General features: G+C 72.2%; 23 protein-coding genes and 1 pseudogene. 10 read left to right on the top strand and 14 right to left on the bottom strand.

The genetic code is table 11. The annotated features are described in order from the left end of the window. Positions 1–23 precede the first annotated feature (23 nt). The 3 genes from ACRAKF_RS07345 to ACRAKF_RS07335 form a co-directional block, all read right to left on the bottom strand. A complete protein-coding gene (locus tag ACRAKF_RS07345) occupies positions 24–1,106 on the bottom strand; it encodes a hypothetical protein (protein WP_447036109.1) in 1,083 nt (360 codons plus the stop codon). A gap of 139 nt (positions 1,107–1,245) precedes the next feature. Further along, positions 1,246–2,289 (bottom strand): hypothetical protein, encoded by a 1,044-nt coding sequence (locus ACRAKF_RS07340; RefSeq protein ID WP_447036108.1) that lies wholly within the window; start codon positions 2,287–2,289, stop codon positions 1,246–1,248. A gap of 88 nt (positions 2,290–2,377) precedes the next feature. Next, entirely contained in the window at positions 2,378–3,337 is a 960-nt protein-coding gene (locus tag ACRAKF_RS07335; protein ID WP_447036107.1) for a hypothetical protein, read from the bottom strand. Positions 3,338–3,418: 81 nt separating this feature from the next. On the opposite strand from ACRAKF_RS07335, the gene ACRAKF_RS07330 reads away from it, so the two are divergent. Together ACRAKF_RS07330 and ACRAKF_RS07325 are read left to right on the top strand one after the other, a co-directional pair. After that, positions 3,419–3,877 (top strand): DUF4442 domain-containing protein, encoded by a 459-nt coding sequence (locus ACRAKF_RS07330; RefSeq protein ID WP_447036105.1) that lies wholly within the window; start codon positions 3,419–3,421, stop codon positions 3,875–3,877. Between the two features lie 132 nt (positions 3,878–4,009). Beyond that, positions 4,010–4,717 (top strand): DedA family protein, encoded by a 708-nt coding sequence (locus tag ACRAKF_RS07325; protein ID WP_447036104.1) that lies wholly within the window; start codon positions 4,010–4,012, stop codon positions 4,715–4,717. 1 nt (position 4,718) lies between these two features. Here ACRAKF_RS07325 and ACRAKF_RS07320 read toward each other — a convergent pair whose 3' ends face one another. Then, positions 4,719–5,252: a gamma carbonic anhydrase family protein gene (locus ACRAKF_RS07320; protein WP_447036103.1), complete on the bottom strand. Its 534-nt coding sequence runs from the start codon at positions 5,250–5,252 to the stop codon at positions 4,719–4,721. 134 nt (positions 5,253–5,386) lie between these two features. Between ACRAKF_RS07320 and ACRAKF_RS07315 the strand changes: the two genes are divergently transcribed. From ACRAKF_RS07315 to ACRAKF_RS07295, 5 genes are all read left to right on the top strand, one after another. After that, on the top strand, positions 5,387–6,124 hold the full coding sequence (locus tag ACRAKF_RS07315; RefSeq protein ID WP_447036102.1) for an acyltransferase: 738 nt from the start codon (positions 5,387–5,389) through the stop codon (positions 6,122–6,124). Positions 6,125–6,244: 120 nt separating this feature from the next. Next, complete coding sequence (locus tag ACRAKF_RS07310; RefSeq protein ID WP_447036101.1) at positions 6,245–6,829, top strand: helix-turn-helix domain-containing protein; 585 nt, start codon at positions 6,245–6,247, stop codon at positions 6,827–6,829. A 19-nt stretch (positions 6,830–6,848) separates the two neighbouring features. Beyond that, positions 6,849–7,409, top strand: a complete 561-nt coding sequence (locus tag ACRAKF_RS07305; RefSeq protein WP_447036100.1) for a YbaK/EbsC family protein — start codon at positions 6,849–6,851, stop codon at positions 7,407–7,409. Positions 7,410–7,751: 342 nt separating this feature from the next. Next, the gene (locus ACRAKF_RS07300) at positions 7,752–8,501 is read left to right on the top strand and encodes a GNAT family N-acetyltransferase (protein WP_447036098.1); all 750 of its coding nucleotides are present in this window, start codon (positions 7,752–7,754) and stop codon (positions 8,499–8,501) included. A 35-nt stretch (positions 8,502–8,536) separates the two neighbouring features. Continuing rightward, on the top strand, positions 8,537–9,352 hold the full coding sequence (locus ACRAKF_RS07295; protein WP_447036097.1) for a lysophospholipid acyltransferase family protein: 816 nt from the start codon (positions 8,537–8,539) through the stop codon (positions 9,350–9,352). Here the strand turns inward: ACRAKF_RS07295 and ACRAKF_RS07290 are convergent. Beyond that, a complete protein-coding gene (locus ACRAKF_RS07290) occupies positions 9,336–10,409 on the bottom strand; it encodes a chitinase (RefSeq protein WP_447036096.1) in 1,074 nt (357 codons plus the stop codon). The genes ACRAKF_RS07295 and ACRAKF_RS07290 overlap by 17 nt on opposite strands. A gap of 130 nt (positions 10,410–10,539) precedes the next feature. Further along, positions 10,540–11,019, bottom strand: coding sequence for an Lrp/AsnC family transcriptional regulator (locus tag ACRAKF_RS07285; RefSeq protein WP_447036095.1), 480 nt, complete (start codon positions 11,017–11,019; stop codon positions 10,540–10,542). Between the two features lie 141 nt (positions 11,020–11,160). On the opposite strand from ACRAKF_RS07285, the gene ACRAKF_RS07280 reads away from it, so the two are divergent. Beyond that, a complete protein-coding gene (locus ACRAKF_RS07280) occupies positions 11,161–12,186 on the top strand; it encodes an asparaginase (protein WP_447036094.1) in 1,026 nt (341 codons plus the stop codon). Positions 12,187–12,256: 70 nt separating this feature from the next. On the opposite strand, the gene ACRAKF_RS07275 is transcribed toward ACRAKF_RS07280, so the two are convergent. The 5 genes from ACRAKF_RS07275 to ACRAKF_RS07255 form a co-directional block, all read right to left on the bottom strand. Then, positions 12,257–12,931 carry an HAD family hydrolase gene (locus tag ACRAKF_RS07275; protein WP_447036093.1) on the bottom strand — a complete coding sequence of 225 codons (675 nt, stop codon included), beginning with the start codon at positions 12,929–12,931 and terminating at the stop codon, positions 12,257–12,259. A 45-nt stretch (positions 12,932–12,976) separates the two neighbouring features. After that, positions 12,977–13,459 carry an Lrp/AsnC family transcriptional regulator gene (locus ACRAKF_RS07270; RefSeq protein ID WP_447036092.1) on the bottom strand — a complete coding sequence of 161 codons (483 nt, stop codon included), beginning with the start codon at positions 13,457–13,459 and terminating at the stop codon, positions 12,977–12,979. 141 nt (positions 13,460–13,600) lie between these two features. Beyond that, entirely contained in the window at positions 13,601–14,902 is a 1,302-nt protein-coding gene (locus ACRAKF_RS07265; RefSeq protein ID WP_447036091.1) for a ricin-type beta-trefoil lectin domain protein, read from the bottom strand. 160 nt (positions 14,903–15,062) lie between these two features. Next, on the bottom strand, positions 15,063–16,589 hold the full coding sequence (locus ACRAKF_RS07260; RefSeq protein ID WP_447036090.1) for an MFS transporter: 1,527 nt from the start codon (positions 16,587–16,589) through the stop codon (positions 15,063–15,065). A gap of 131 nt (positions 16,590–16,720) precedes the next feature. After that, complete coding sequence (locus tag ACRAKF_RS07255; protein WP_447036089.1) at positions 16,721–17,896, bottom strand: alpha-hydroxy-acid oxidizing protein; 1,176 nt, start codon at positions 17,894–17,896, stop codon at positions 16,721–16,723. Positions 17,897–18,169: 273 nt separating this feature from the next. Between ACRAKF_RS07255 and ACRAKF_RS07250 the strand changes: the two genes are divergently transcribed. Then, positions 18,170–18,586, top strand: a complete 417-nt coding sequence (locus ACRAKF_RS07250; RefSeq protein ID WP_447036088.1) for an ATP-binding protein — start codon at positions 18,170–18,172, stop codon at positions 18,584–18,586. On the opposite strand, the gene ACRAKF_RS07245 is transcribed toward ACRAKF_RS07250, so the two are convergent. Continuing rightward, on the bottom strand, positions 18,583–20,160 hold the full coding sequence (locus ACRAKF_RS07245; RefSeq protein ID WP_447036087.1) for a serine hydrolase domain-containing protein: 1,578 nt from the start codon (positions 20,158–20,160) through the stop codon (positions 18,583–18,585). The genes ACRAKF_RS07250 and ACRAKF_RS07245 overlap by 4 nt on opposite strands. 71 nt (positions 20,161–20,231) lie before the next feature. On the opposite strand from ACRAKF_RS07245, the gene ACRAKF_RS07240 reads away from it, so the two are divergent. Then, the gene (locus tag ACRAKF_RS07240; protein WP_447036086.1) at positions 20,232–20,885 is read left to right on the top strand and encodes a TetR/AcrR family transcriptional regulator; all 654 of its coding nucleotides are present in this window, start codon (positions 20,232–20,234) and stop codon (positions 20,883–20,885) included. A 157-nt stretch (positions 20,886–21,042) separates the two neighbouring features. Here the strand turns inward: ACRAKF_RS07240 and ACRAKF_RS07235 are convergent. Together ACRAKF_RS07235 and ACRAKF_RS07230 are read right to left on the bottom strand one after the other, a co-directional pair. After that, positions 21,043–21,735 (bottom strand): annotated as a pseudogene (locus tag ACRAKF_RS07235) (dioxygenase family protein); the annotation flags it as partial. Between the two features lie 46 nt (positions 21,736–21,781). Continuing rightward, positions 21,782–22,741: an AraC family transcriptional regulator gene (locus tag ACRAKF_RS07230; protein ID WP_447036085.1), complete on the bottom strand. Its 960-nt coding sequence runs from the start codon at positions 22,739–22,741 to the stop codon at positions 21,782–21,784. Between the last annotated feature and the right edge of the window lie 79 nt (positions 22,742–22,820).

The following is a 22,820-nucleotide window of genomic DNA, read 5'->3' as shown; positions in this document are numbered from 1 at the left end:
GCGGGTGGGACAGCCCCGCGGACTCAGGACTCCTCGGACGCCGCCTCGCTCCACCGCACGGTGGAGAGGATCTCCTTCACTGTGTCGTCGGAGATCTCGTCCTTGACGCCCTTGGCGCCGTAGAGGGTCCAGGCCACGTACTCACCGGCCTCGTTCTTGAAGCCGAACGTGGTCGCCTTGCCGTCCGAGTCGCACTTGGCCGAGGTGGCCGAGCCGCTCGTCGTGGACGTGACGAGGCTGCCCTTGATGCCGGACTTGGTGGTGTAGTCCTCGACCTTGCTGATCTTGATCTTCTTCTTGTCGGCCTTGGTCTGCTCGGTGTAGCCGCCGAAGACCCACCACGCGGAGTCGTTGCGCGCGATGTCCTCGGTGTTCTTGGCGCCGTTCTGGCCCTTGGTGCCGACCGTGGCCAGCGAGACGTCGCTGGCCTCGCCGTCCTTGTCGTCGTCCGACGAGCACCACTTCTCTTTGTAGACCGCGGGCGCGGACATGCCGATGATCGTCTTCGTGCCGTTGTCCTTGCGGTCGTCGAAGCCGACGAAGGTGTCCGGCGTCTCGACCTTCCAGTCGGCGGGGACGTCGAAGGCGGTGCCCCACTTGGGGTTCACCACGACCTGCCAGCCGTCGACCGTCGGCTTGTCCTCGCCGCCCTCACCGCGCTCGCTGCCGCCGCCGGTGGCCGTCGGGCTCGGCTTCTTGGTCGCGGACTTCGAGGGCTTCGCGGGACCGGCCTCGTCATCCTTGTCCCCGTCACCGCCGAGGACGAGGAAGCCGGTGACGCCGGCGGCCACCACCACGGCCAGCGAGGCGACGATGGCGGTGATCTTCGTCTTGTTGCCGCCGCCACCGCCCTGGCCGCCGCCCGCCGGCTGGGGCGGTGGCGGCGTCGGAGCGGACCACTGGGGCTGCTGGGGCTGTGAGTAGCCGCCTTGCTGCGGCTGCTGGTAGCCGCCCGGGGGCGGCTGCTGCTGATACCCGCCCGCCGGCTGCTGGTACCCCGGCTGCTGATAGGGGTTGGGCTGCTGGTAGCCCGGCTGCTGGTACGGGTTGGGATTCTGGTCCTGCGGGTTCTGCTCGCCCCCGGGCGGCTGCTGTTCTGGCCACATGGCCAGTAACCATAGAGGTGCCGGGACGCCGGGTGCCACGGGCCCTCCCGCGGGGCGGTGAGCCGGGTGGCCGCTGGTGGGGGACACGTGCGGAGATAGCGGCAAAGGCCACCACGATTCCCCCACCAGTGATGGGCCGTCAGGACTTCATGGGCTCGCCGTGTGTGCGCACCGTGCTGAGAATCTTCATGATCGTGTCCTCGGGGATCTCGTCCTTGACGCCCCTGGCCCCGTACAGGCTCCACGAGACATAGGTGCCCTCCGAGTTCTTGAAGCCGAAGGTGATCGCCTTGCCGTCCGTGGCGCACTTGCCCGTCTCCGGCGTGCCCTTGGACCGGGCCCGGGCGATGCTGCCCTTGATGCCCGACTTCGTGGTGTAGGGCTCGGCCTTCTCGTCGACCGTGTAGCTCTTCTTGTCGGGCTGGGTGTACGCGGCGTAGACCCACCACCCGGCCTGGATGAGCGCGACCTCGTCGGTGTTCTTCGCGCCCTTGGCCCCCTTGGTGCCCACGGCCGCCAGCTCGTGGTCCTCGGTCTCGCCGTCCTTGTCGTCGTCGGTGGTGCACCACTTGGGCTTGAGGTACGCGGGGGCCGACATGGTCATGAGCGGCTCGCCGGTCTTGTCGTCCTCGAACGCGATCGCCGAGTCGGGGTTCTGCACCTCCCACTCCGGCGGTACGTCGAAGGCGGTGCCCCACCGGGGGTTCACCACGACGTGCCAGCCCTTGATGGTCGGCTTCAGCTCGTCGTCGGCGCCGCGCTCGTCGTCGTCACCGTCACCGGCGTCCGGCGCCTCGGACCCGGCCGCCGACGGCGCCCCGGCCGCACTGTCCTTGCCGCCCTTGTCGCTCTTGTCGTCCTTGTCGCCGCCGAGCACCAGGAACCCGGTCACCCCGGCGGCCACGACCACCGCCAGCGCCGCCACGATCGACAGCACCTTGACCCGTTTCCCGCCGCCCCCGCCACCCGGAGTCCGCCCCCCGCCGCCGCTTTCCGCCGCGGGCACGGTGGGCACACTCCACTGCCCCTGCGGCCCGGCCGCGGGCTGCTGATAGGGATTGGGCGCCTGATACCCGGGCTGCTGATACGGATTCGGCTGCTGGTACCCCGGCTGCTGGTACGGGTTCGGATTCTGGTCGCGCTGGTTCTGCTCGCCCCCGGGCGGCTGCTGTCCTGGCCACATGGCCAGACACGATACGGGGACGGTCCGGCGGGGCCGCAGTCGCCCCGGGCCGGGTTCGCGGGCCCGGAGGAATGCGGCTGACGGTTCCTCAGTCCTCGGGTTCCTCGTACTCGCGTACCGTCGCGAGGATCTTCTCGACGGTGGCGTCCGGGACCTCGTCCCGCACGTCCTTGGCCCCGGTGAAGGACCAGGAGGCGAACTCACCCTCGGAGTTCTTGAAGGCGAACACGGTGGCCTTGCCGTCGGAGTCGCACTTGCCCTGCTTCTCGACACCCGTCGAAGAGGCCGTCACCAGGCTGCCCTTGAGGCCCGACGCGGTGGTGTACGGGGCGGGCCTGCCGACGGTGATCTCCTTCGTGGACGGCTGCGTGTATCCGCCGAAGATCCAGTCACGGGCGTCCCTGTGGGCGATGCCGTCCGTGCTCGTGGCGCCCCTGTTGCCGCGCGAGCCCGCGGCGGCGAGCGCGGTGTACTCCTTCGTGCCGTTGCGGTCCTCGTCGAAGCCGCACCACTTCTCCTTGAGGAGCGCGGGCGCGCCCATGGTGACGAGCGGCTTCTCTTCGGGGTCCTTGTCATCGGCGACGTAGTTGACCCAGCTCTTGCTCTGGGGCGCCCACTCGGGCGGGACGTCGAAGGCGATGCCCCGCGCCGGGTTCGTGATCACCTGCCAGCCGGCCACGGTCGGCTTCGGCTCGCCGCTGCCGTCGCGGGGGTTGCTGTCCGAGCCGGCCGATGACGTGGCCCCTGTCTTCGTCGGCTCCGGCTTCGCGGCGTCGTCCTTGTCGCCCCCGAGCAGCAGGAACCCGGTCACGCCCGCGCCCACGACCACGGCCGCCGCCGCGCAGAGCGCGATCACCTTTGTCCTGCCGCCGTTGCCGGGCGGCGGCCCGGGCGCCGCGGCCCCCGGCCCGGCGGGCATGGTCGGCGCGTCCCACGGAGCCGGCCCCGCCTGCGGGTTCGACTGCTGGTACCCCGGTTGCAGGTACGGGTTCGGATTCTGGTCGCGCTGGTTCTGCTCGCCCCCGGGCGGCTGCTGTCCTGGCCACATGGGGGATCAGCCTAGGGGGGCCGGGGTTCGGGGAGTGGAGGGGCCTGGTCAATTTGGCTACCGGTAAGTAACATCGCGGCCATGAGCGCAGACCAGATGACGATCGGCGAGATGCTCGCCGCCACGGTGCCGATGGCGAGGAGCCTGAACCTCGAGTTCCGGGAGACCTCGCCGGACAAGGCCGTGGTGGCCCTGCCCGACCAGAGCGAGTACCACAACCATGTCGGCGGACCGCACGCCGGCGCCATGTTCACGCTCGGGGAGTCCGCGAGCGGCGCCATCGTCCTCGCCGCGTTCGGCGCCCAGCTCTCCCGGGCCGTGCCGCTCGCCGTCAGCGCCGAGATCGCGTACAAGAAGCTGGCCATGGGGCCCGTGACGGCCACCGCGACGCTCGGCCGGCCGGCCGAGGACGTCGTGGCCGAGCTCGACGCGGGGCAGCGCCCCGAGTTCCCCGTCACGATCGAGATCCAGCGCGCGGACGGTGCCGTGACCGGTGAGATGCGGGTCGTCTGGACCCTGCGTCCCAACGACCCCAGCTGAAGCGGCAGGGGAGATCGGCTCCGAAGCCCGGGACGCGAAGGCGTCCCGGGCTTCGGCGTTCCGTGGTGGTCGATTCGTCCAGGTAGGCTGCCCGGCGTCCACGCACAGGCATTTCGTACGGAGGAACCGGCGTTGCACGTCCAGGAGTGGCTGGAGCAGGTACCAGCCGTCAGCATCTACGCGCTGGTGGGAATCGTCATCGGCCTGGAGAGCCTGGGCATCCCGCTGCCCGGCGAGATCGTCCTGGTCTCCGCGGCGCTCCTCTCCTCCCAGCACGGTGACCTCAACCCGGTGATCCTGGGCATCTGCGCCACCGCGGGCGCCATCATCGGCGACTCCATCGGGTACGCGATCGGGCGCAAGGGCGGCCGTCCGCTCCTCGCCTGGCTGGAGCGGAAGTTCCCCAAGCACTTCAGCGCCGCCAACGTCGGCAGCGCCGAGCGGTCCTTCCAGAAGTGGGGCATGTGGGCGGTCTTCTTCGGCCGCTTCGTCGCCCTGCTCCGCATCTTCGCCGGGCCCCTCGCGGGCGTCCTGCGCATGCCGTACTGGAAGTTCCTCATCGCCAACGTCCTCGGCGGCATCGTCTGGGCGGGCGGCACCACCGCGGTCATCTACTACATCGGCGTGGTCGCCGAGGACTGGCTGAAGCGCTTCTCCTACTTCGGGCTCGCCATCGCCGTACTGATCGGCGTCGGCTCGATGCTCTTCGTCAAGCGCCGGGCGAACAAGGCCGCCGCCGAGGCGGAGGCCGCCGCGACCGTGGAGGCCGCCGCGACCGTGGGGGCCGCGGGCGCTTCCACCGCCGAGCCGCAGCGGCAGCCGGTGCCGGCCACCGACTGAGTCACTCCCCGGCGTGCGCCGCCCGGTGCGCCTTGGCCAGTTCGACGTACATCGTGCCGTTGTAGGAGATGCCCTCGCGCTCCTCGTCGGTGAGCGGCCTGCGCACCTTGGCGGGCACGCCCGCGACGAGCGAGCCCGGGGGCACCACCATGCCCTGCGGCACCAGTGCCTGGGCCGCGACCAGTGACCCCGCGCCGATCACCGCGCCGTTGAGCACGGTGGCGCCCATGCCGATGAGGCAGTCGTCCTCGACCGTGCAGCCGTGCAGCACGGCGTTGTGCCCGACCGAGACGCGTTCGCCGATGGTGATGGGGAAGCCCAGGTCGACGTGGAGGCTGCAGTTGTCCTGGATGTTGCTGTCGGCGCCCACGACGATGGGCCCGCCGTCGGCGCGCAGCACCGCCCCGTACCAGGCGCTCGCCCCCGCGTGCAGCGTCACCTCGCCGAGCACGACGGAGGTCGGGGCGGTGAAGGCGTCCGGGTCGATCTTCGGGTCCTTGCCGCCGATGCCGGTGATGAGTGCCTCGTGGCCCATCGGATGTCTCCCTCTTCGGTACGTCGTCACGCCTGAGCGCACGGTACGGGACGCCGGCGCGGGCACGGCCGTGTGGGGTGAAGATCACAGGTCAGGGGTGCCCGGGGCGCCGGGTCACTGAGTAACGTGAGCGCGTGCCGAAGAACAGGAACACGTTCTCATCCCTCGCCGCGGTGCCGCGCCGTCTCGCGCAGCGCGCGGTCCACACGGGCTGGGCGTGGGCGCAGCGGACGGGCGCGGTCACCGCCGCGCACCCCGGACGGCTGCGGTTCGGCGCGATCGGCGAGGGCACGAAGCTGGCCTTCCCGCAGGGCACGGTCTTCGGGGAGCCGTGGATCAGACTGGGCGACCACTGCATCGTGGGCGAGCACGTCACGCTCACCGCCGGGATGATGCCGGACCTGGACCTCGGACCCGACCCGATCCTCCGCGTCGGCAACGGCGTCGTGCTCGGCCGCGGCAGCCACGTCATCGCCGACACCGCGGTCACCATCGGGGACGACTGCTACTTCGGCCCCTACGTCTACGTGACGTCCACCAACCACTCATACGACGATCCGCACACCCCCATCGGCAAGCAGTGGCCGCGCATGGACCCGGTGGAGATCGGCCCCGGCTGCTGGGTCGGCACGGGCGCGGTGATCCTCCCGGGCGCCAGGATCGGCCGCAACGTCGTGGTCGCCGCGGGCGCGGTGGTGCGGGGCGAGGTGCCCGACCACGCGGTGGTGGCGGGGGCGCCCGCCCGTGTCGTCCGCGCCTGGACCGAGGAGCGGGGCTGGCAGCCGCCGCTGCGGACCCCGGCGCCGGTACCGATCCCCGAGGGCGTCACCCCGGAACAGCTCGTCGCGCTGGGAGAGCTGTCGGACGACTGACCGACGCGGAGCCGTCCCCGTGGGCCCGTGCCGGAGCCGTCCCCGTCGGGCGTGACGGGACGTGACAGGACGTCGCAGTACAGTGTGGTGAACCATCCAGGCCCACATTTTGGACGGAACGTGTCGGACCTCGACCAGCTCACCCAGTCGCTCGCGCGCAACCTCAAGCGCCGGCGCACCGAGCGGGCCCTCACCCTCGACGCCCTCGCGGCCAGGGCCGGCGTCAGCCGCGGCATGATCATCCAGATCGAGCAGGCCAGGACGAACCCCAGCGTCGGCATCACGGTCAAGCTCGCGGACGCGCTCGGCGTCAGCATCACCACGCTCCTCGACTACGAACAGGGCTCCCACGTCCGGCTCGTGCCCCCGGAGCAGGCGGTGCGCATGTGGGCCACGGAGGCGGGCAGCAGCAGCACGCTCCTGGTGGGCGCCGAGGCGCGGGGCCCCTTCGAGCTGTGGTCCTATCACCTGCTGCCGGGCGAGGGCAGCGACTCCGACGCGCATCCGCCGGGCACCGTCGAGCTCCTGCACGTCACGCGGGGCGAGTTGACGCTCCTCGTGGACGGCGTCGAGCACGTCCTCGCGGCGGGGACGGCTGCCACGTTCGAGGCCGACGTGCCGCACGGCTACCGCAACAACGGTGCCGAGCCGATCGACATGACCATGGCGGTCTCGGTGCCGCCCGCGCGGACCGCCTCGCACTGAGGCCTGTTAGCGTGCCGCCATGCGCGCTCCCCTCGGTGACTTCGACCTCGTCCGTCCCGCCCAGGAGGCCCTCGACCTGCTGGTGGCACCCGTCGCGGAGGCCGTTCGCGGCTGGAGCGGGGCCGTCCCGGCCGACGAGCTGGTCCACGTGGACACCGACCCGGAGTGGGCCGACACCGCCACCTTCCTGGAGCACTACGGGCCCGAACTGTACGACCAGTCCGCGAACTGCGTCGTCGTCGCGGGCAAGCGCGGCGGTGAGACCACGCTCGCCGCGTGTGTCGTCCTCTCCGGCACCCGCGTGGACGTGAACGGCGTCGTCCGCCGTCGGCTCGGCGCGCGCAAGGCCTCGTTCGCGCCGATGGACACGGCGACCGGCGAGACGGGCATGGAGTACGGCGGCATCACGCCGATCGGGCTGCCCGTGGCCTGGCCGATCCTCGTCGACGCCGCCGTCGTCGACCTGCCGTACGTCCTCATCGGCAGTGGCGCCCGGCGCGGCAAGCTGATCGTGCCGGGCAAGGTCTTCGCCGGGCTGCCGAACGCCGAGGTCGTCGAGGGCCTCGGCACCAGCGCCTGAGCGCGGCCCCTCACGAGCAGAGGCCCCCGCCAGGGCCTGTCGTTCGGGCCCCTTCACCGGCCGCGGGTCCGCCATGTTCCGCACCGGTGGTCCCATCCGACGTGCGCCGGACGCTTGGCCGACGTGCGTCCGAGGTGCGGAGTTCAGGCGGCACCGCCACCGTGCTGAGCGTGACCGCAGCCCGGGGCCCATGTCCCGGTCCCACCGACTCTCCCCGCCACACCCGCGACCTCTCCCCGAACCGCGGCGTGTCGTCCGCCGGGCTGACCTCAAGTGAAGCGCAGCGCCCCCGCACCCTGTGCACCCCGCACCCGCGTCCCCAGACCCGAGAACGGAAGTGTCATGCCCTCGACCTCGCTCGTCTCGACGGCTGCCGGCTCCTACGTCATCTCCATCGCGGACACCACCCAACAGATCAGGGCCGCCCAGCGGCTGCGGTACCAGGTGTTCGGCGAGGAGATGGGTGCGGCGCTCGGCACGCCGCTGCCCGGCCACGACATCGACGCCCACGACGACCTCGCCGACCACCTCATCGTCACCGACACCTCGACCGGCGAGGTCGTCGGGACCTACCGGCTGCTGCCGCCCGGCCGCACCCCGCTGTCCTACTCCGACGGCGAGTTCGATCTGCGCGCCCTCGCGGAACTGCGTCCCTCCCTGGTCGAGGCGGGCCGTTCCTGCGTGCACCCCGACCACCGCTCCGGCGCCGTCATCAACCTCATGTGGTCCGCCCTCGCCCGCTACGTCCTGCTCTCCGGCCACCGGTACCTGGCGGGCTGCGCCTCCGTGCCCCTGGCCGACGGCGGCCGGGCCGCGGCCGGCGCCTGGCTGCTCGGCACCGGCAAGCACGCCTCCCCGCCCGAGCTGCGCGTGCACCCCCGCAACCCCTGGACCCCCACGGCCCCGGCCCCCGAGCGCCCCACCTACACCGACCTGCCGCCCCTGCTCCGCGGCTACCTCCGCCTCGGCGCGTGGCTGTGCGGAGCCCCCGCGCACGACCCGGAGTTCGACGTCGCCGACTTCTTCGTACTCCTGGACATGGAGCGCCTCAGCCCCCGGCACCGCAGGTACTTCCTGGGCGAGGACGCGTGATGAGTCCCATGAGCCACATCAGTTCGTTGAGTTCCATGAGTCCGTGGTCGGTCGAACGTGGCTGTCCCGCGAGCTGTGTCACCGAACCCGAGCCGCGCGTGTCGCTGGCCGAACTGGCCCGGCGTTACGCGGCGTTGACGTACACCCTGACCCGCGCCACCGCGCGCGGCGGCCGGCTCGCCGACCCCGTCACCCTGCGAGGGGAGGCGCGGGCGGTACTCGCGGCGCTCGGGGTCGGCCTCGAAACGGGGCCGCCGGGGCGGCTGAGCGCGCCGGACGGGGCGGGTGCGGGCACCCTCGTCGTGGCCAACCACGTCTCCTGGCTCGACGTCGTTGCCCTGGTCGCCGTCGAACCGGTCGTCGTCCTCGCGAAGCGGGAGGTGGGCCGCTGGCCGGTGATCGGGCCCCTGGCCAGGCGAGCAGGGACCCGATTCATCGACCGCGACGGCAGTCCACGCCAACTTCCCCATACCATAGGCGAGTTGACAGACGATCTGCGCGGCGGCACCTCGGTCGTCGTCTTCCCCCAGGCGACGACCTGGTGCTCCGAGGCGGGCGGGCGCTTCCGGCGGGCCGCGTTCCAGGCGGCTGCCGACGCGGGCGCGCCCGTACGGCCGGTGACGGTCGCCTACCGGCAGGGCGGCGCCCCCAGCACGGCCGCCGCCTTCCTCGGCGAGGAGGACTTCACCGTCTCGCTGCGCCGGGTGGCCGCCGCGAAGGGCCTCACCGCACGCGTCACGGCGCACGCCCCGCTGCGGGGCACGGACAGGCGGGCGCTGGCCGCCGCCGCGCGGCGGGCCGTGACACTGTGCCCCGAACGCGCTACCGAACCCGCTACCGCAGCCGCTTGAAGTTGTCGCCGAACGTCCACCCCTTCGACCCGTCCCAGTTGATGGACCACGTCATCAGGCCCTTCAGGGCGCCGTTGTAGGTGTTCCAGGCCTGGGTGACCAGGTTCGGGGCCATGTATCCGCCGCCCGCGCCCGGCTGGGCCGGGAGGCCGGGGACCTGCTTGTCGTAGGGGACCTTGATGGTGGTGCCCTGGATGACCAGGCCCTTGTCGAGGCAGTCGGTCTGCTTGGTGAAGCCCTGGACCGTTCCGGCGGCGTAGGAGTCGCCGGAGCAGCCGTACATGCTGCCGTTGTAGTACTGCATGTTCAGCCACCACAGGCGGCCGTTGTCCGCGTACTTCTTGATGACGGGGAGGTACGCGCCCCAGATCGAGCCGTAGACGACGCTGCCTCCGGTCACGTACGCCGTCTCGGGCGCCATGGTGAGGCCGAAGTTCGACGGCATGCGGGCGAGCACGCCGTCGATGATGCGGATGAGGTTGGACTGCGAGGGGGAGAGCTGCTTGATGTTGCCGCTGCTCACGAGGCCGGTCTCGATGTCGATGTCGATGCCGTCGAAGTTGTACTTCTGGAGGATCGGCACGATCGTCTCGACGAAGCGGTCGGCGACCTTGCTGGAGCTCAGGTCGATGCCGGCCGTCGCGCCGCCGATGGACATCAGGATGGTGGCGCCGTCCGCCTTGGCCCGGCACATCTCGGCGGGCGTCGCGACCTTCACCGTCGAGTCCATGCCGTCCTCCCACAGGACGGTGCCGTCCGAACGGATCACGGGGAAGGCGGCGTTGATCACGTTGTAGCCGTGCTCGCGGATGCGGGAGTCGGTGATCGGCGTCCAGCCGAACGGCGGGTGCACACCGTTGGACGCGCCGTCCCAGTTCTCCCAGTACCCCTGGAGCACCTTCCCGGCGGGCTTCGACTTCACCGCGCAGGTCTCGGCCCGTGGAGCGGCGGAGGTTGACGAAGGGGCCGACGCGGGGGCCGCCGCGGCGGCCGGTAGCTGTGCGACGCAGGCCAGCGCGATGGCCGACCCCAGCAGGCGTAACGTCCGACCGAACACGCTGTGCTCCCTGGTTCGAAGGGTTCGCGAGGAGACGTGCGGGGTGCGAGGCGTCACGCTAGGCAGGTCCAGACCAGTCGTCAATAGGTCTGGACCAGATCTGGGTGGGGCCGGGGCCCCCGGAGCCGGGTCATCGGCTCCTGTCGCTCTGGGGCGCGGCGTCCACCGGCAGGCCCTCCGGCTCCTTGATCCGCTTCATGATGATCTGCGAGTTGACCTCCGTGACGCCCGCGAGCGCCGTGAGCCGTTCGATCCAGAGCCGTTCGTACGCGGCCAGATCCGCGACGGCGATGCGCAGCAGGCAGCCGGGGCTGCCGAACAGGCGGTACGCCTCGATGACGTCCGGGATGTCCTGGAGCGCCGCCTCGAACGCCTCGACCGTCTCGCGGTCCCGCCGCACCTCGATGGAGACGAGCACTTCGAAGCCGCGGCCGACGGCCTCCGGGTCGACGATCGCGCGGTAACCCTGGATCACACCGTCCAGCTCCAGTTGGCGCACCCGCCGCATGCACGGGGACGCGCTGAGGCCGACGCGCTGGGCCAGCTCCTGATTGGTCAGACGGCCGTCGCGTTGAAGCTCACGCAAGATATTGCGGTCGATGTCGTCCATGGCGCGATTATCCACCCTGTATGTTGCGACAGTGGTGGATATCGGCAAGCACATTGCGCCGTGTTCGATCTATCGTTGCGTCGAGGCTGCCCACCGCTGCGGGGGCTGAGGTCCTCGTTGGTCCCAGGGAGGTACGCGGACGTGGAAGCGCAGGAACGACGGATCGTCGTCATCAGCACCGGCGGCACCATCGCCAGCCGCTGGCAGGGCACCGGCTTCGCCGCCGACGCCCCCGGCAGCGAGGTGCTCGCCACCGCCGCGATACCCCAGGGCATAACCTCCGAGGTCATCGACCTGTTCAACGTGAACAGCCCGCGGCTGACCTCCGCCCAGCAGCTCACCCTGCTGCGCACCGTGCACGAGGTGCTCGCCGACCCCGGTGTCGACGGCATCGTCGTCACCCACGGCACGGACACCCTGGAGGAGACCGCCTTCCTGCTCGACCTGTACCACCACGACCCTCGCCCGGTCGTCTTCACCGGTGCCCAGAAGCCGCTCGGCGCCACCGACGGCGACGGGCCCGGCAACCTGTACGACGCGCTGCTCACCGCCGCGACAGTCCGTGACCTGGGCGTACTCGTGGTCTTCGACGGCAAGGTGCACGCCGCGCGCGGCACCGTCAAGACGCAGACCCTCGCCGCCGACGCCTTCGCCGACCCGTCGGGGCCGCGCGTGGGCAAGGTCGGCTTCGGCAAGGTGTCGGTACTGCACCGCCCCGAGCGCCCCGCGCCCCTGCCGCTGCCCGCCCGCGAGGCGTCGCTGCCCCGCATAGACATGGTCATGCACCACGTCGACGCCGACCCGCTGCTCCTGGAGACGTCGGTCCAGGCGGGCGCCCAGGGCGTCGTCCTCGTCGCCACCGGCGCGGGCAACGCGACCCCGGAATTCGTGGCCGCCGTCGCCGACGCCGTGGACCGGGGGGTCCTCGTGGCCCTCACCACCCGCGTCCAGGCGGGCCCGGTCACCGAGATCTACACCCACGGCGGAGCCGTCGACCTCGCCGCCGCCGGGGCCAACCTCACCGGCACCCTCCGCGCGGGCCAGGCGCGCACCGCGCTCCTCGCGGCGCTGCTCGCCGGGGGTGACGCGGCGGAGCGCACGGCCGAGCTGCGGCGCATCCTCGCCGGTGACGAGGCGCCCACCGTCGTCGGCAAGGCCGCCGCCTGAGCGTCAGGGGTGCGGGCAGCCGCGCGCGAGGGCCACGGCGAACCGGCGCCGGAGAACCGCACCCCGCCGTCTACAGGGCCCTCAGCGCCGCCTCCGCCGTGAACTCGGCGTGGCCGCCCGGGAACAGGAGGGCCGCCTGCGCGAAGGAGGGGGCCGTCGCGTGCGCCGCCACGTAGGGGATCGCGATGCAGCGCATGCCCGCCGCGTGGGCCGCCGCCGCGCCCGGTGCCGCGTCCTCGAAGACCACGCAGTCGGACGGGGCCGCGCCGAGCAGTTCCGCCGCGGCGAGGAACACGTCGGGCGCCGGCTTGCCGCGCTCCACCTCCTCGGCCGAGACGAACGTGGTCAGCCAGGCGTCGAGCCCCGTACCGGCCAGGATCGCCGCGATGGCCGCCCGCGAGGAACCGGACGCCACGGCCATCGGTACCCCCGCGTCGTGCAGGTGCTCCACCAGCTTCCGCATCTCCGCGTATACGGGCGTCTTGGCGCGGGCCAGTGCCAGATAGCGGCGGTCGAGGTCGGCGAGGAGTTCGGGCACCGTGGCCGCTATCCCGTACTCCGTCCTCCAGTGCGCCAGCGTCTCGTGGGAGCTGATGCCGACGTAACGCTCGTTGTCGGCCCAGGTGTACTCGCGGCCGGAGTGCTCGGCGAGCAAGGCACGTGACGCCTCGTAATAGTTGGGCTCGCTGTCCACGAGGGTGCCGTCGAGATCGAAGATGACCGCGGTGGTGCCGAAGGTGCTCATGCCGCCCATGATGCCAAAGGCGCAGGTCGGGCAGCCGGGGGAGGCTCAGCGCCCGCCGGAGGCCGTGCCGCCGACCGACTCGACCAGTGGAAGCAGCCGGTGCGGCACCCGCTCGCGCAGAGCCATCTCCGTCCGCGTGCGCACCACGCCCGGCAGTTGGATCAGTCGCTGGACGACGTCCTCCAGATGGCCGTTGTCCCGTGCCACGACGCGGGTCAGGAGGTCGCCGCCGCCGGTGATCGAGTGCGCCTCGATGATCTCGGGCACGGCGGCCAGCGCGTCGCCCACCTCGTCCAAGTGCCCCTGCGTGACCTCGATGTGGACGAAGGCGAGCACCGGGTGGCCGAGCGCGGCGGGGGAGAGGAAGGGGCCGGTGCCGGTGATCACGCCGTCCCGCTCCAGGCGGTCGATCCTGGCCTGGAGGGTGCCGCGGGCGATGCCCAGCAGGCGCGCGTACTCGCGCAGGCTGGTGCGGGGCTGTTCGAGGAGCAGCCGCAGGATGCGGGTGTCGAGTTCGTCGACGGCCATGGTGCCAGGTTCTCCCAGGTGGAACGGGGTCGCTCGCGGTGACTCTAGCCGCCCGCCCGAAGGCCCCACGCCGCCGGACGTCGCGGCGGCGTGGGGTGTCGGCGGCACAGTGGGGCGTCGGCCGGGGCGTGGGGTGTCCCGCTACTTGGGCGTGACCCAGATCTGCCGCTTGTACGTGTTGGCCGTCCAGAGCTGGACCTTGGTGCTGTTGGCGGTGGAGCCGCCCGTCACGTCGAGGACCTTGCCGGACGCGACGTGCGCGATCTGCCCCTTGGCCGTCACCGACCAGCGCTGCGAGGCGCCGCCGGCGCAGTCGGAGAGGGTGATCCTGTTGCCGTTGGTGCTCGCGTTGCCGTGATTGGTCAGGCACTTGCCCAGCGAGCGGATGGCGCCGTCCTTCTGCACGATCCACGACTGCCCGGGACCCTTGTTGCAGGTGTAGAGCTGGATCTGCGTGCCGTTGGCGGCCTTGCCGCCCTTGACGTCCAGGCACTTGCCGCCGATGCCGGTGACCTTGCCCTGCGGCGGCAGCGCGGCACCGCCGCCGCGGGCGAGGTGCCGAAGGCCCTGCATGTCGTACTGCTGGACGTAGGTGCCCGCGCGCTTGTCCTGGTAGGCGTTGACGGGCGTGCACATCACCGGGGTCTGGCCGGAGTCGGTGCCCTTGACGCAGTCGCCGCGCGCCGCGCTGCGGTTGGCGTGGGTGAGGCCCATCGTGTGGCCGAGCTCGTGGCTGATGTGGTTGCGCAGGTACGTTTCGCCGCCCTTGGCGGGCGACGGCTTGCCGTCCGCGGTGAAGAACTCGTCGTCGATGTACGCATGGCCGCTGGTCGCGGTCCCGGCGACGGAGGACGAGTAGAAGCCGCAGCTCAGGCTCTTGACGCCGGAGCCGTCACGGACGACCTTCCAGCCCGTGCTGCCGCCGTCGGCCGGCGGGATGCAGGGGTGGTGCAGCAGGCCGATGACGACTTCGCCCTTGGGCCTCGAGTAGTCCCAGCCGACCGGTTCGGTGTCGACGGTGATCGGCAGGTTGGTGACGCGCCGCAGGTCGGCGGCCGACCTCTTGACGTAGGGGGCCAGCCAGTCGACGGCCTTGGTGTCGTAGAACTTGATGGTGTAGCCGGTGCCGAGCAGTTTGCCGGGGCCGCCCGACTTCCAGCCCTCGCCGTGCGGCGCGGCGGCCGCCGCGCGCCTGGCGGAGGCGGCGGGCGCCTGGCCCAGGGACATGACGCCGTCCTTGAACGTCGTCCCGTCCGCCTTGGAGGCGCCGAAGTCCGCCTGGGCCGCGGGGGCCGACGGCGGGGGCGTGGCCCCCGAGGCCTTGTCGTCGGTGCCGAACGCGGCGGGCGAAAGCTGTAGCCCGGCCACGACGGCCGCCGCGGCGCCCACCGCGGCCATGGCTATGCGGCGTTTGCGTGCGACGCGCTTGCGTGTGGAACTCAAGTCCCCGTTGTCCTCTCGCTGTGGAGCGTCTGCCGGCTCCGGGCGCGCCGTTGGGGGCGAGCGCCCGGAGCCGAACAGATGATAGGCGTGAACAACGGGGCGGATGTATCCGGTTGAGGCGGTGACCGACGGGGCGAGCCGGCCGCCTCAGCGCGCGTTCTCAGTGCGCGTGCGCGTCCTCCGTGGGCCGCAGCCCCTTGGGGATCTTCGCCCAGGTGAGCACGGCGGCGGCCAGCGGTAGGGCGGCCGCCATCAGGAAGGTGGGCGTCATCCCGTCGGTGAACGCCCCGGCGGCCCGCGTGAGCAGCTCGGCGCCGGCCGGTCCTGTCAGCTCCGAGGCCACCCGCGCGGCCTCGCCGATCGAGTCGCCCACGGCCGCCGAGGTGTCACCGCCGAGACCGAGCTCGGGCAGGTTCACGCGGTACAGCGCCGTGGCGACACTGCCGAGGACGGCCACGCCCATGGCGGCGCCCAGTTCGTAGCAGGTTTCCTCGACGGCGGCGGCGCCGCTGACGTCCTCGGCGGGGGTGGCGGCCATCAGCGTCACGGAGGCGGCGGTCGTCGCGATGCCGACACCGCAGCCCAGCACGGCGAGCGCGACGGCGACCTCGCCGTAGCCGAGCGGCCCGGAGAGCTGGAGGAACCAGGGCAGGGCGAGGCCCGCCGTCATCAGGAGCAGGCCGCCGCCCATGACGTGCCGGATCGGCAGCCGGTGCATCAGGACCGGCGTCACGAGGGAGGTCACGACCAGGCCGAGCGGCGCGGGCAGCAGATGGATGCCCGCCTCCAGCGGGGAGTAGCCCTGCCCGTACTGGAACCACTGGGTGATCAGGAAAAGGGCCGAGCCCAGCGCGATCATGCCCAGGAAGATCGAGGCCGCTGCGATGGCGAACGGGCGGGAGGCGAAGAGGCGTACCCGCAGCAGCGGGTCGGCGAGGCGGAGCTGGCGGCGGACGAAGACCGTGAGCGCGACCGCGGCGACCACGAGGAGCGCCCAGGCCACGGGGTCGGCGGGACCGCCCTTGCCGAGCTGCTTGACGCCGCCGGCCAGCGCGAGCATGCCGACGACGGACTGGCCGACGCCCCACCAGTCCCAGCGGCCCTGCCGCGGCTGCCGGGACTCGGGCAGGACCCAGAGGCCGAGCGCGATGATCACCAGTGCCACCGGGATGTTGACGAGGAACGCCGAGTGCCACCCGTCGTGCTCCACGAGGAGGCCGCCGACGACCGGGCCGAGCGCCATGCCGCCGCCGAAGACGGCCGACCAGACCGCGTACGCGAGGGCGCGCTCACGGGCGTCGGTGAAGACCGCCCGCAGGATCGACAGGGTCGCGGGCATGATCGCAGCACCGCCCGCGCCGAGCAGCGCACGGGCGCCGATGACCTGCCAGGCGGCCGTCGCGAAGACGGCGGCCAGCGAGGCGAGGGCGAAGACGCCGAAGCCGACGAGCAGCAGCCGCTTGCGGCCGAACCGGTCGCCGAGGGCGCCCGCTGTGACCAGCAGGCCGGACAGGACGAGGGCGTAGACGTCGATGATCCAGAGCTGCTGCACCGAGCTGGGCCGCAGGTCGGCGACGAGGGAGGGGAAGGCGACGTTCAGGATCGTGGTGTCCATGGCGATCAGCAGCAGGCTGCCGGAGAGGATCGCGAGGACGGCCCAGCGCCGTGGATCACGCTGCGGGGACATGGTGTGACGCTCCAAGTTCGAATGAGACACTAATGTCTCACATGGAACGCACGAGTGTCCAATGATCGCCCTGGACGGGTCGAGGCTGTCGAGGCCGTCGAGGTCGTCGGAGTCGTCGGAGGCCGTCGAGGTCAGAGGACCCGCCGCAACGCCTCCGGTGTGAGGTCGGCCGGCGTCGGATAGCCGTCGACGGCCATGAGCAGATCGGCCTCGGCGAGCAGCGAGCGCAGCACGTGCGTGACCCCGTCCGCCCCGCCGATGCCCAGCCCGTACACGTACGGACGGCCCACCCCGACGGCAGTGGCCCCGAGCGCGATGGCCTTGACGATGTCCGCGCCGCTGCGGACGCCCGAGTCGAAGAGGACGGGCAGTCCGTCGGCGGCCTCGACGACCTCGGGGAGCAGGTCGAGCGCGGGCAGTCCGCCGTTGGCCTGGCGGCCGCCGTGGTTGGAGCAGTAGACGCCGTCCACGCCGCCGTCCTTGGCGCGGCGGACGTCCTCGGGGTGGCACAGGCCCTTCACGATCAGCGGCAGTGAGGTCAGGGAGCGCAGCCACGGCAGGTCGTCCCAGGTCAACGGGTTGCCGAAGAGCTGCACCCACTTCAGGACGGCGGAGCGCATGTCCTGCTCGGGGTCGGCGGGAAGCTGGGCGCGGAAGACCGGGTCGGAGGTGTAGTTGGCGAGGCAGTGCCCGCGGAGCTGGGGGAAGTTGGAGGTGCTCAGGTCGCGGGGGCGCCAGCCGGTGATCCAGGTGTCCATGGTGACGACGATCGCCTTGAACCCGGACTTCTCGGCCCGGTGCACCAGGCTCTCGGCGAGCGCGCGGTCGGTGGGCGTGTAGAGCTGGAAGAAGCCGGGGGTGTCCCCGAACTCCGCGGCCACCGACTCCATCGGATCGGCGGACAGCGTCGAGGCGATCATCGGAACCCCGGTGCGCGCCGCCGCCCGCGCGGTCGCCAGATCGCCGTGCCCGTCCTGCCCGCAGATGCCGAGGACGCCTATGGGTGCCATGAACAGGGGGGAGGGCAGCGTCATCCCGAACAGGTCGACGGACAGGTCGCGCTCCGCGGCGCCGACGAACATGCGCGGGATGAGCCCCCACCGTTCGAAGGCGGTGACGTTGGCGTTCTGCGTCCGCTCGTCCCCCGCGCCGCCCGCGACGTAGGAGAGGACCGAGGGCGGCAGCGCGGCTCGCGCGCGGGACTCCAGGTCGGTGTAGGTCATGGGGAACGCGGGGACCACGCCGCTCAGGCCGTTGAGGTAGATCTCGTCCTGGTAGTCCTTGAACGGGCGGGGTGTCGCATTCATGGGCGGCCTTTCCTGGGCTCCTGGACGGACACGCGCAGTGTCGTGTGAACCTGATGTCAAGGTCAACGTCCGCGGATCTCCGACGGGCCGCGCCACGAGGTGAGATGAGGCGTGCCCCACAGCCGGATTGGGGATCAGCGGGCGGGGGCATCACCGAGAGGCAGGGCCGGCGCCGCCCAGCACGATCCCGCCGGCCGTACGGAACGCGCCGCGATCCCGGATCCCGACCGCGGCGGTCACCGCTTTTGTCACAGGGAGGGGAAGTGATCCGCCATGCGTGCGCACCAGCGCGCCCGTAGGGCCACCGCAGGAGTTGAGTACGCACTGCCGCAGGAGGCCGCTTCGGCGGGCCGGGCACGGAAGCTGACCTCCGCTTTCCTCGTCAGGCCGCACCGCCGCAAGACAGAGGTGACCGCCGAGCGGGTGGACGACGCCACTCTGGTCGTCTCCGAGCTCGTGTCCAACGCGGTCCAGCACGCACGCGGCGGCTGCCGCCTGCGCGTCGAGGTCTCCGGCGGCCGAGTGACCGTGGAGGTCCACGACGCGAGCCCCGTCCGCCCCCGGGCCCGCAAGGCGAGCACCGAGCGGGAGAACGGCCGAGGCCTGGCCATGGTCCGCGAACTGGCCCACCGGGTGGACGTCGTACGGACGGAACGGGGAGGGAAGAAGGTCCGGGCCGTACTGGCCTAGGGCGCGGCCGTTCTCGATGTGCGGGAGCGTGTGGCGTTCGGTGTGGACCGCAGGGTCCGTACGGTGATGACGGTGCGCGCCAGGGCCTGCGCCCCGCAGAGCACGGCGAGGGCGACCAGCAGGCGTCCCACGTCCGGGACGAACAGCAGGATCTGCGCCAGGTCCACGCCCGTGGCCTGCCGGGGCAGTACGAGGACGGCCAGGTGGGCCAGGAGCAGCGGGCCGGTGACGGCGACGGCTCCGCCGACGAGAACGCGGCGCCGCCCGCGCGTGGTGGCGCCGCCCGGCCGTGCCAGCCGCAGCAGCGACCAGCCGAGGGCCGCCCCGACCAGGACGACGGCCGCGGCGACGACGGCCGGCATGGTGGCGAGCATCGGGTCGGCGGAGGCGGGCCGGGGTTCGCCGCCGAGCAGGATGCGCAGGGCCCCGAAGGCGGTGGAGTTGAGCTGCTCGTCCCGCAGCGGATGGTAGGCGTTGTGCTGTACGACGACCGCGAGGCCGCGGTCGGGGGCGAGCGCCACGGTGCCGTGGTAGCCCGGGGTCGCCCCGCTGTGCCACACGACGCGCTCACCGAGGTCGTCGAAGGTGTCGTCGCGCCAGCCGAACCCGTAGCGGTGCGACGTGCCGGCCGGGACGGTGCCGGTGTGCATCCGCCGCAGCCCGGCGGGGGAGACGACGGCGCGCGCGGCGGGGCCTCCGCCGCCGAGCTGGGTGAGTGCGAAGCGGGACAGGTCGTCGATGTCGGCGCCGACGTAGCCGTACGGCACACCGGAGGAGTCGAAGGGGGCGTCGAACGGCCGGGGGTGATGGAAGAAGTACCGGTGCCCCGGGGCGAGATGCCGCCGGGCGGCGTCGTGGTCGTCGACGATCGCGCGGTCCATGCCGAGCGGCCGCAGGATCTCCTGCCGCAGCCACGCCCCGTAGGGCCGCCCGGTGACCCGCTCCACCAGGGCGCCGAGGAGCATGTAGTTGGCGTTGCTGTACTGGTGGCGCTCACCCGGCGGTGTCGCCGTGCGGACCTGGGCCAGGGCGCGGGCCACCCGCTCGACCCCGCCCGCCGCGTTGTCGAACCGGTCGGCGTGCACCAGCCCGTCCCGTTCGGTCAACCCGCTGCTCTGGTTCAGTAAGTGACGTACCGTCATGCTCGCTGCCCCCGGGCCCGATGGCCGGAACCAGGGCAGGTAGCGGCGCACGGGCCTGTCCAGCTCGACGGAGCCCGCCTCGGCCAGGTGCGTCACCGCGGTCGCCGTGACCGGCTTGGACAGCGAGCCGATGAGGAACGGCGTCCGGCGCGTGACCGCGTCCCCCTTGCCGTCCTTGCCCCGCAGCAACCGGTGGACGACCTCGCCGTCCTCGACGACCGCCAGCGCCATGCCGGGTATCCGGGCCCGCGCACGCTGCTCGTCGGCGTAGGCGTCGACGCGTTCCATGACGCCGCGCGACCGGTCGCCCGGCCCGGCCGCCGCGGTGGCGCCGACGTGGCTCGAACCCGCCGTGACGAGGACCGCGATCACTCCCGATAAGGCGCCGAGCCGGCGCGCCCCGCCTCTGAGTCCCGCTCCCCATCCGCCCATGCCCGACCCCTGTCTCCATAACCGTACGCCTATACGGTTATGACGTTACCGTACGTCGGTATGGTTGACCCATGCCACGCGTCGCCGACCACGAAGAGCGCCGTCAGCAGGTGGCCGCGGCGGTGGGGCGGCTCATCGCCGCCGACGGCCTCGGCGCGGTCACGGTCGCCAGGACCGCCGCGGAGGCCGGGATCTCGGTGGGGCTCGTCCAGCACTACTTCCGCAGCAAGGACGAGATGCTGCTGTTCGCGTACGGCCACGTCCTGGAGCGCTTCGAGCGGCGGGTGACGGATCTGATCGGACGCGCCGAGGTCGTGGGGACGCGGATCGAGCACATCGTCCTCGACGCGCTGGCCGAGGGCATGCCGCTGGACGCCGAGCGGCGCGGGGACTGGCGCGTCGCGCTCGCCTTCACCGGCCGCGCGGCCGACGACCCGCGCCTCGGGGAACTGAAGGTCGCCGCCCTGCGCCGCACCCGCGCCCACCTCGCCCAGGCGCTGGTGAACGCCAAGGAGTGCGGAGAGGTCGCCGCCGAGACCGACGAGCACGTCGAGGCCGCCCGGATCGCCGCGTACACGGAAGGGCTGACGGCCCACCTCTTCGCCGACCCCGACGGCCTGCCGCCCGCGGCGGCCCTCGCCGCCCTCGCCGACCACCTGGCCGGCGTCTTCACCGGCGTCTGCGCGCTGCGGAGCCGAGAGCCGGGGGAGCGGCCCACGACGTGACGCAGCCGGGCCCCGCCGCGCCGAAACTCCGTTGCGGGCAAGCCGCTTCGCCCCCGAGAGTGGGGCGTACTCGGCGCGCCCGTGACGACGCGCGGTCCGCGTCCCCACGGGGGTGGGACGCGGACCGCCGTCGCCCGGGTGCGGTGCGGCGCCGCTACTGCGGCACGTTCAGGACGAAGTCGAAGTCCGCCTCCTTCGCGTTTCCGACGGTACGGACGTTCATCAGCAGCCGGGGGTCGAAGAGCGCGTCGGTGTTGTTGCGCGGCTCGCCGGGGAAGTAGAGCTGCGTCGTGAGGACCGGACGGCCCGGGGCCTGCACCTTGACGTGCAGATGCCGGGTACGGCCGGGGTAGAGACCGGGCACGATCGTGGTGAGCCTGAACGCGCCGTTGGCGTCGGTGAACTGGTGTCCGCGGAACCGGAACCCGACGTTGTCGTACCTCCCGTAGGTGTCGGCCTGCCAGAAGTCCAGCAGGACCTGGCCTATCGGGCGGCAGGCCCGCCCGAAGACGTAACCGGTGACGGTGAGCCGCACCCCCGGCGTGCCCTGCTGGACGAGCGAGGTGCGCCGCGGGGAGTTGGGCTTGAAGTACGGGCCCTCCATCTGCGGGGGTGTCGGGTCGTCGCCGTCGTCACAGGTCGGGGTCAGCGCCGGGGCCTCGCCCCGCTCGCCCGCCGTCCGGGCGAGGGCCGGGACGCCCATGAGGCCCGCCACCGGCAGTGCCAGGCCGGCCGCGGCGGCGGCTCTGAGTACCGTCTTGCGGCTCGGTCCACGGCCGCGCCGCGGCCCGCTCTCGTCGCCCGCGCCACGGGTGTCGTCTCCGGTTCCGCTGCCGATCTCGTCGTCCATCGTTCCTCCTGAGGGGGGTGGGGGTGGTTCCGGATCGGCTAAGAAGCTATGCGGAGGCGGGAGGCCGGGCGATGGACTGGAGCCGGTGGTCGTGGTGAATATCGCCGGTGCCACGCCGGAAGTCCCCCGGGCTCGTCCCGGTCTCGCGGCGGAAGAAGCGGCAGAAGTAGGCCGGATCGCCGAACCCGGCCCGCGCCGCGACCTGACGTACCGACAACTCCGTGTGCAGCAGCAGCCGTTTGGCCTCGTGCACCCTGGCCTGCCGGATGAGCTCCCCGGGCGTACGGCCGGTGGACGTCTTCACCGCCTCGCTCAGATAGCCGACCGAGACGCCGAGCCGCTCCGCGCCCGTCCGCACCGAGTACGAGGTCCCCTCGGGGCCGCCGAGCAGCGCCATGAACTCCGCGGCCACCGAACCCGGCCGCGACCGCGGCGACGCGGGCGGTGCGGCGGCGGCCCTGCCCGAGGGCAGCCGCGCGGCCCGTACCACCAGGATGTGCAGCAGCGACCGCAGCACGCTGTGGAAACCGGTGGCGCCCGACCGGTACTCGCCCTCCAGGTCGGCGACGAGCCGCGCGGTCGACTCCGCCGCCTCCTCGGGCAGCGCGAGCGTGGCCCGCCGGCCGAGGCCCCGCAGGAGGTCCCGGTCGGCGGGGTGGTCGATGAGGAAGTCGTCGGTGAAGAGGATGACGCGGCCCTCCAGACCGGCGGCGTCCTCCCAGTGATGGACCTGGCCGGGGGCGATGAAGCACAGGTGGGGCGGGCGCAGCGGGTAGCCGTCCAGGTCCACCACGTGCCTGCCGGTGCCGCCGGTGACGTGCACGATCTCGTGGAAGGTGTGCCGGTGGGGGAAGGCCGCCCGTGACATCGGTCCCATGATGTCGAAGCTGCCGATGGCGAACGGCAGCGCGTTGGGCATCGGCACCTCCAGGCGGTGCGTCGGCATGCCGTCGCCGGACGGTTCTCCGCTGTTTCCCTCGCCGGGCAGAACCGTTGTGCCGCGCATGCGTACGCCCCTTGTCCCGAAGCCGTGGAAGCCGTCAAACCGTGGAAGCCCTGGTCCGGACCAGTCGAACGAACACGAT

Source organism: Streptomyces sp. DSM 118878, from assembly GCF_052936595.1.
This window is presented reverse-complemented; position numbering and strand designations above follow the sequence as displayed.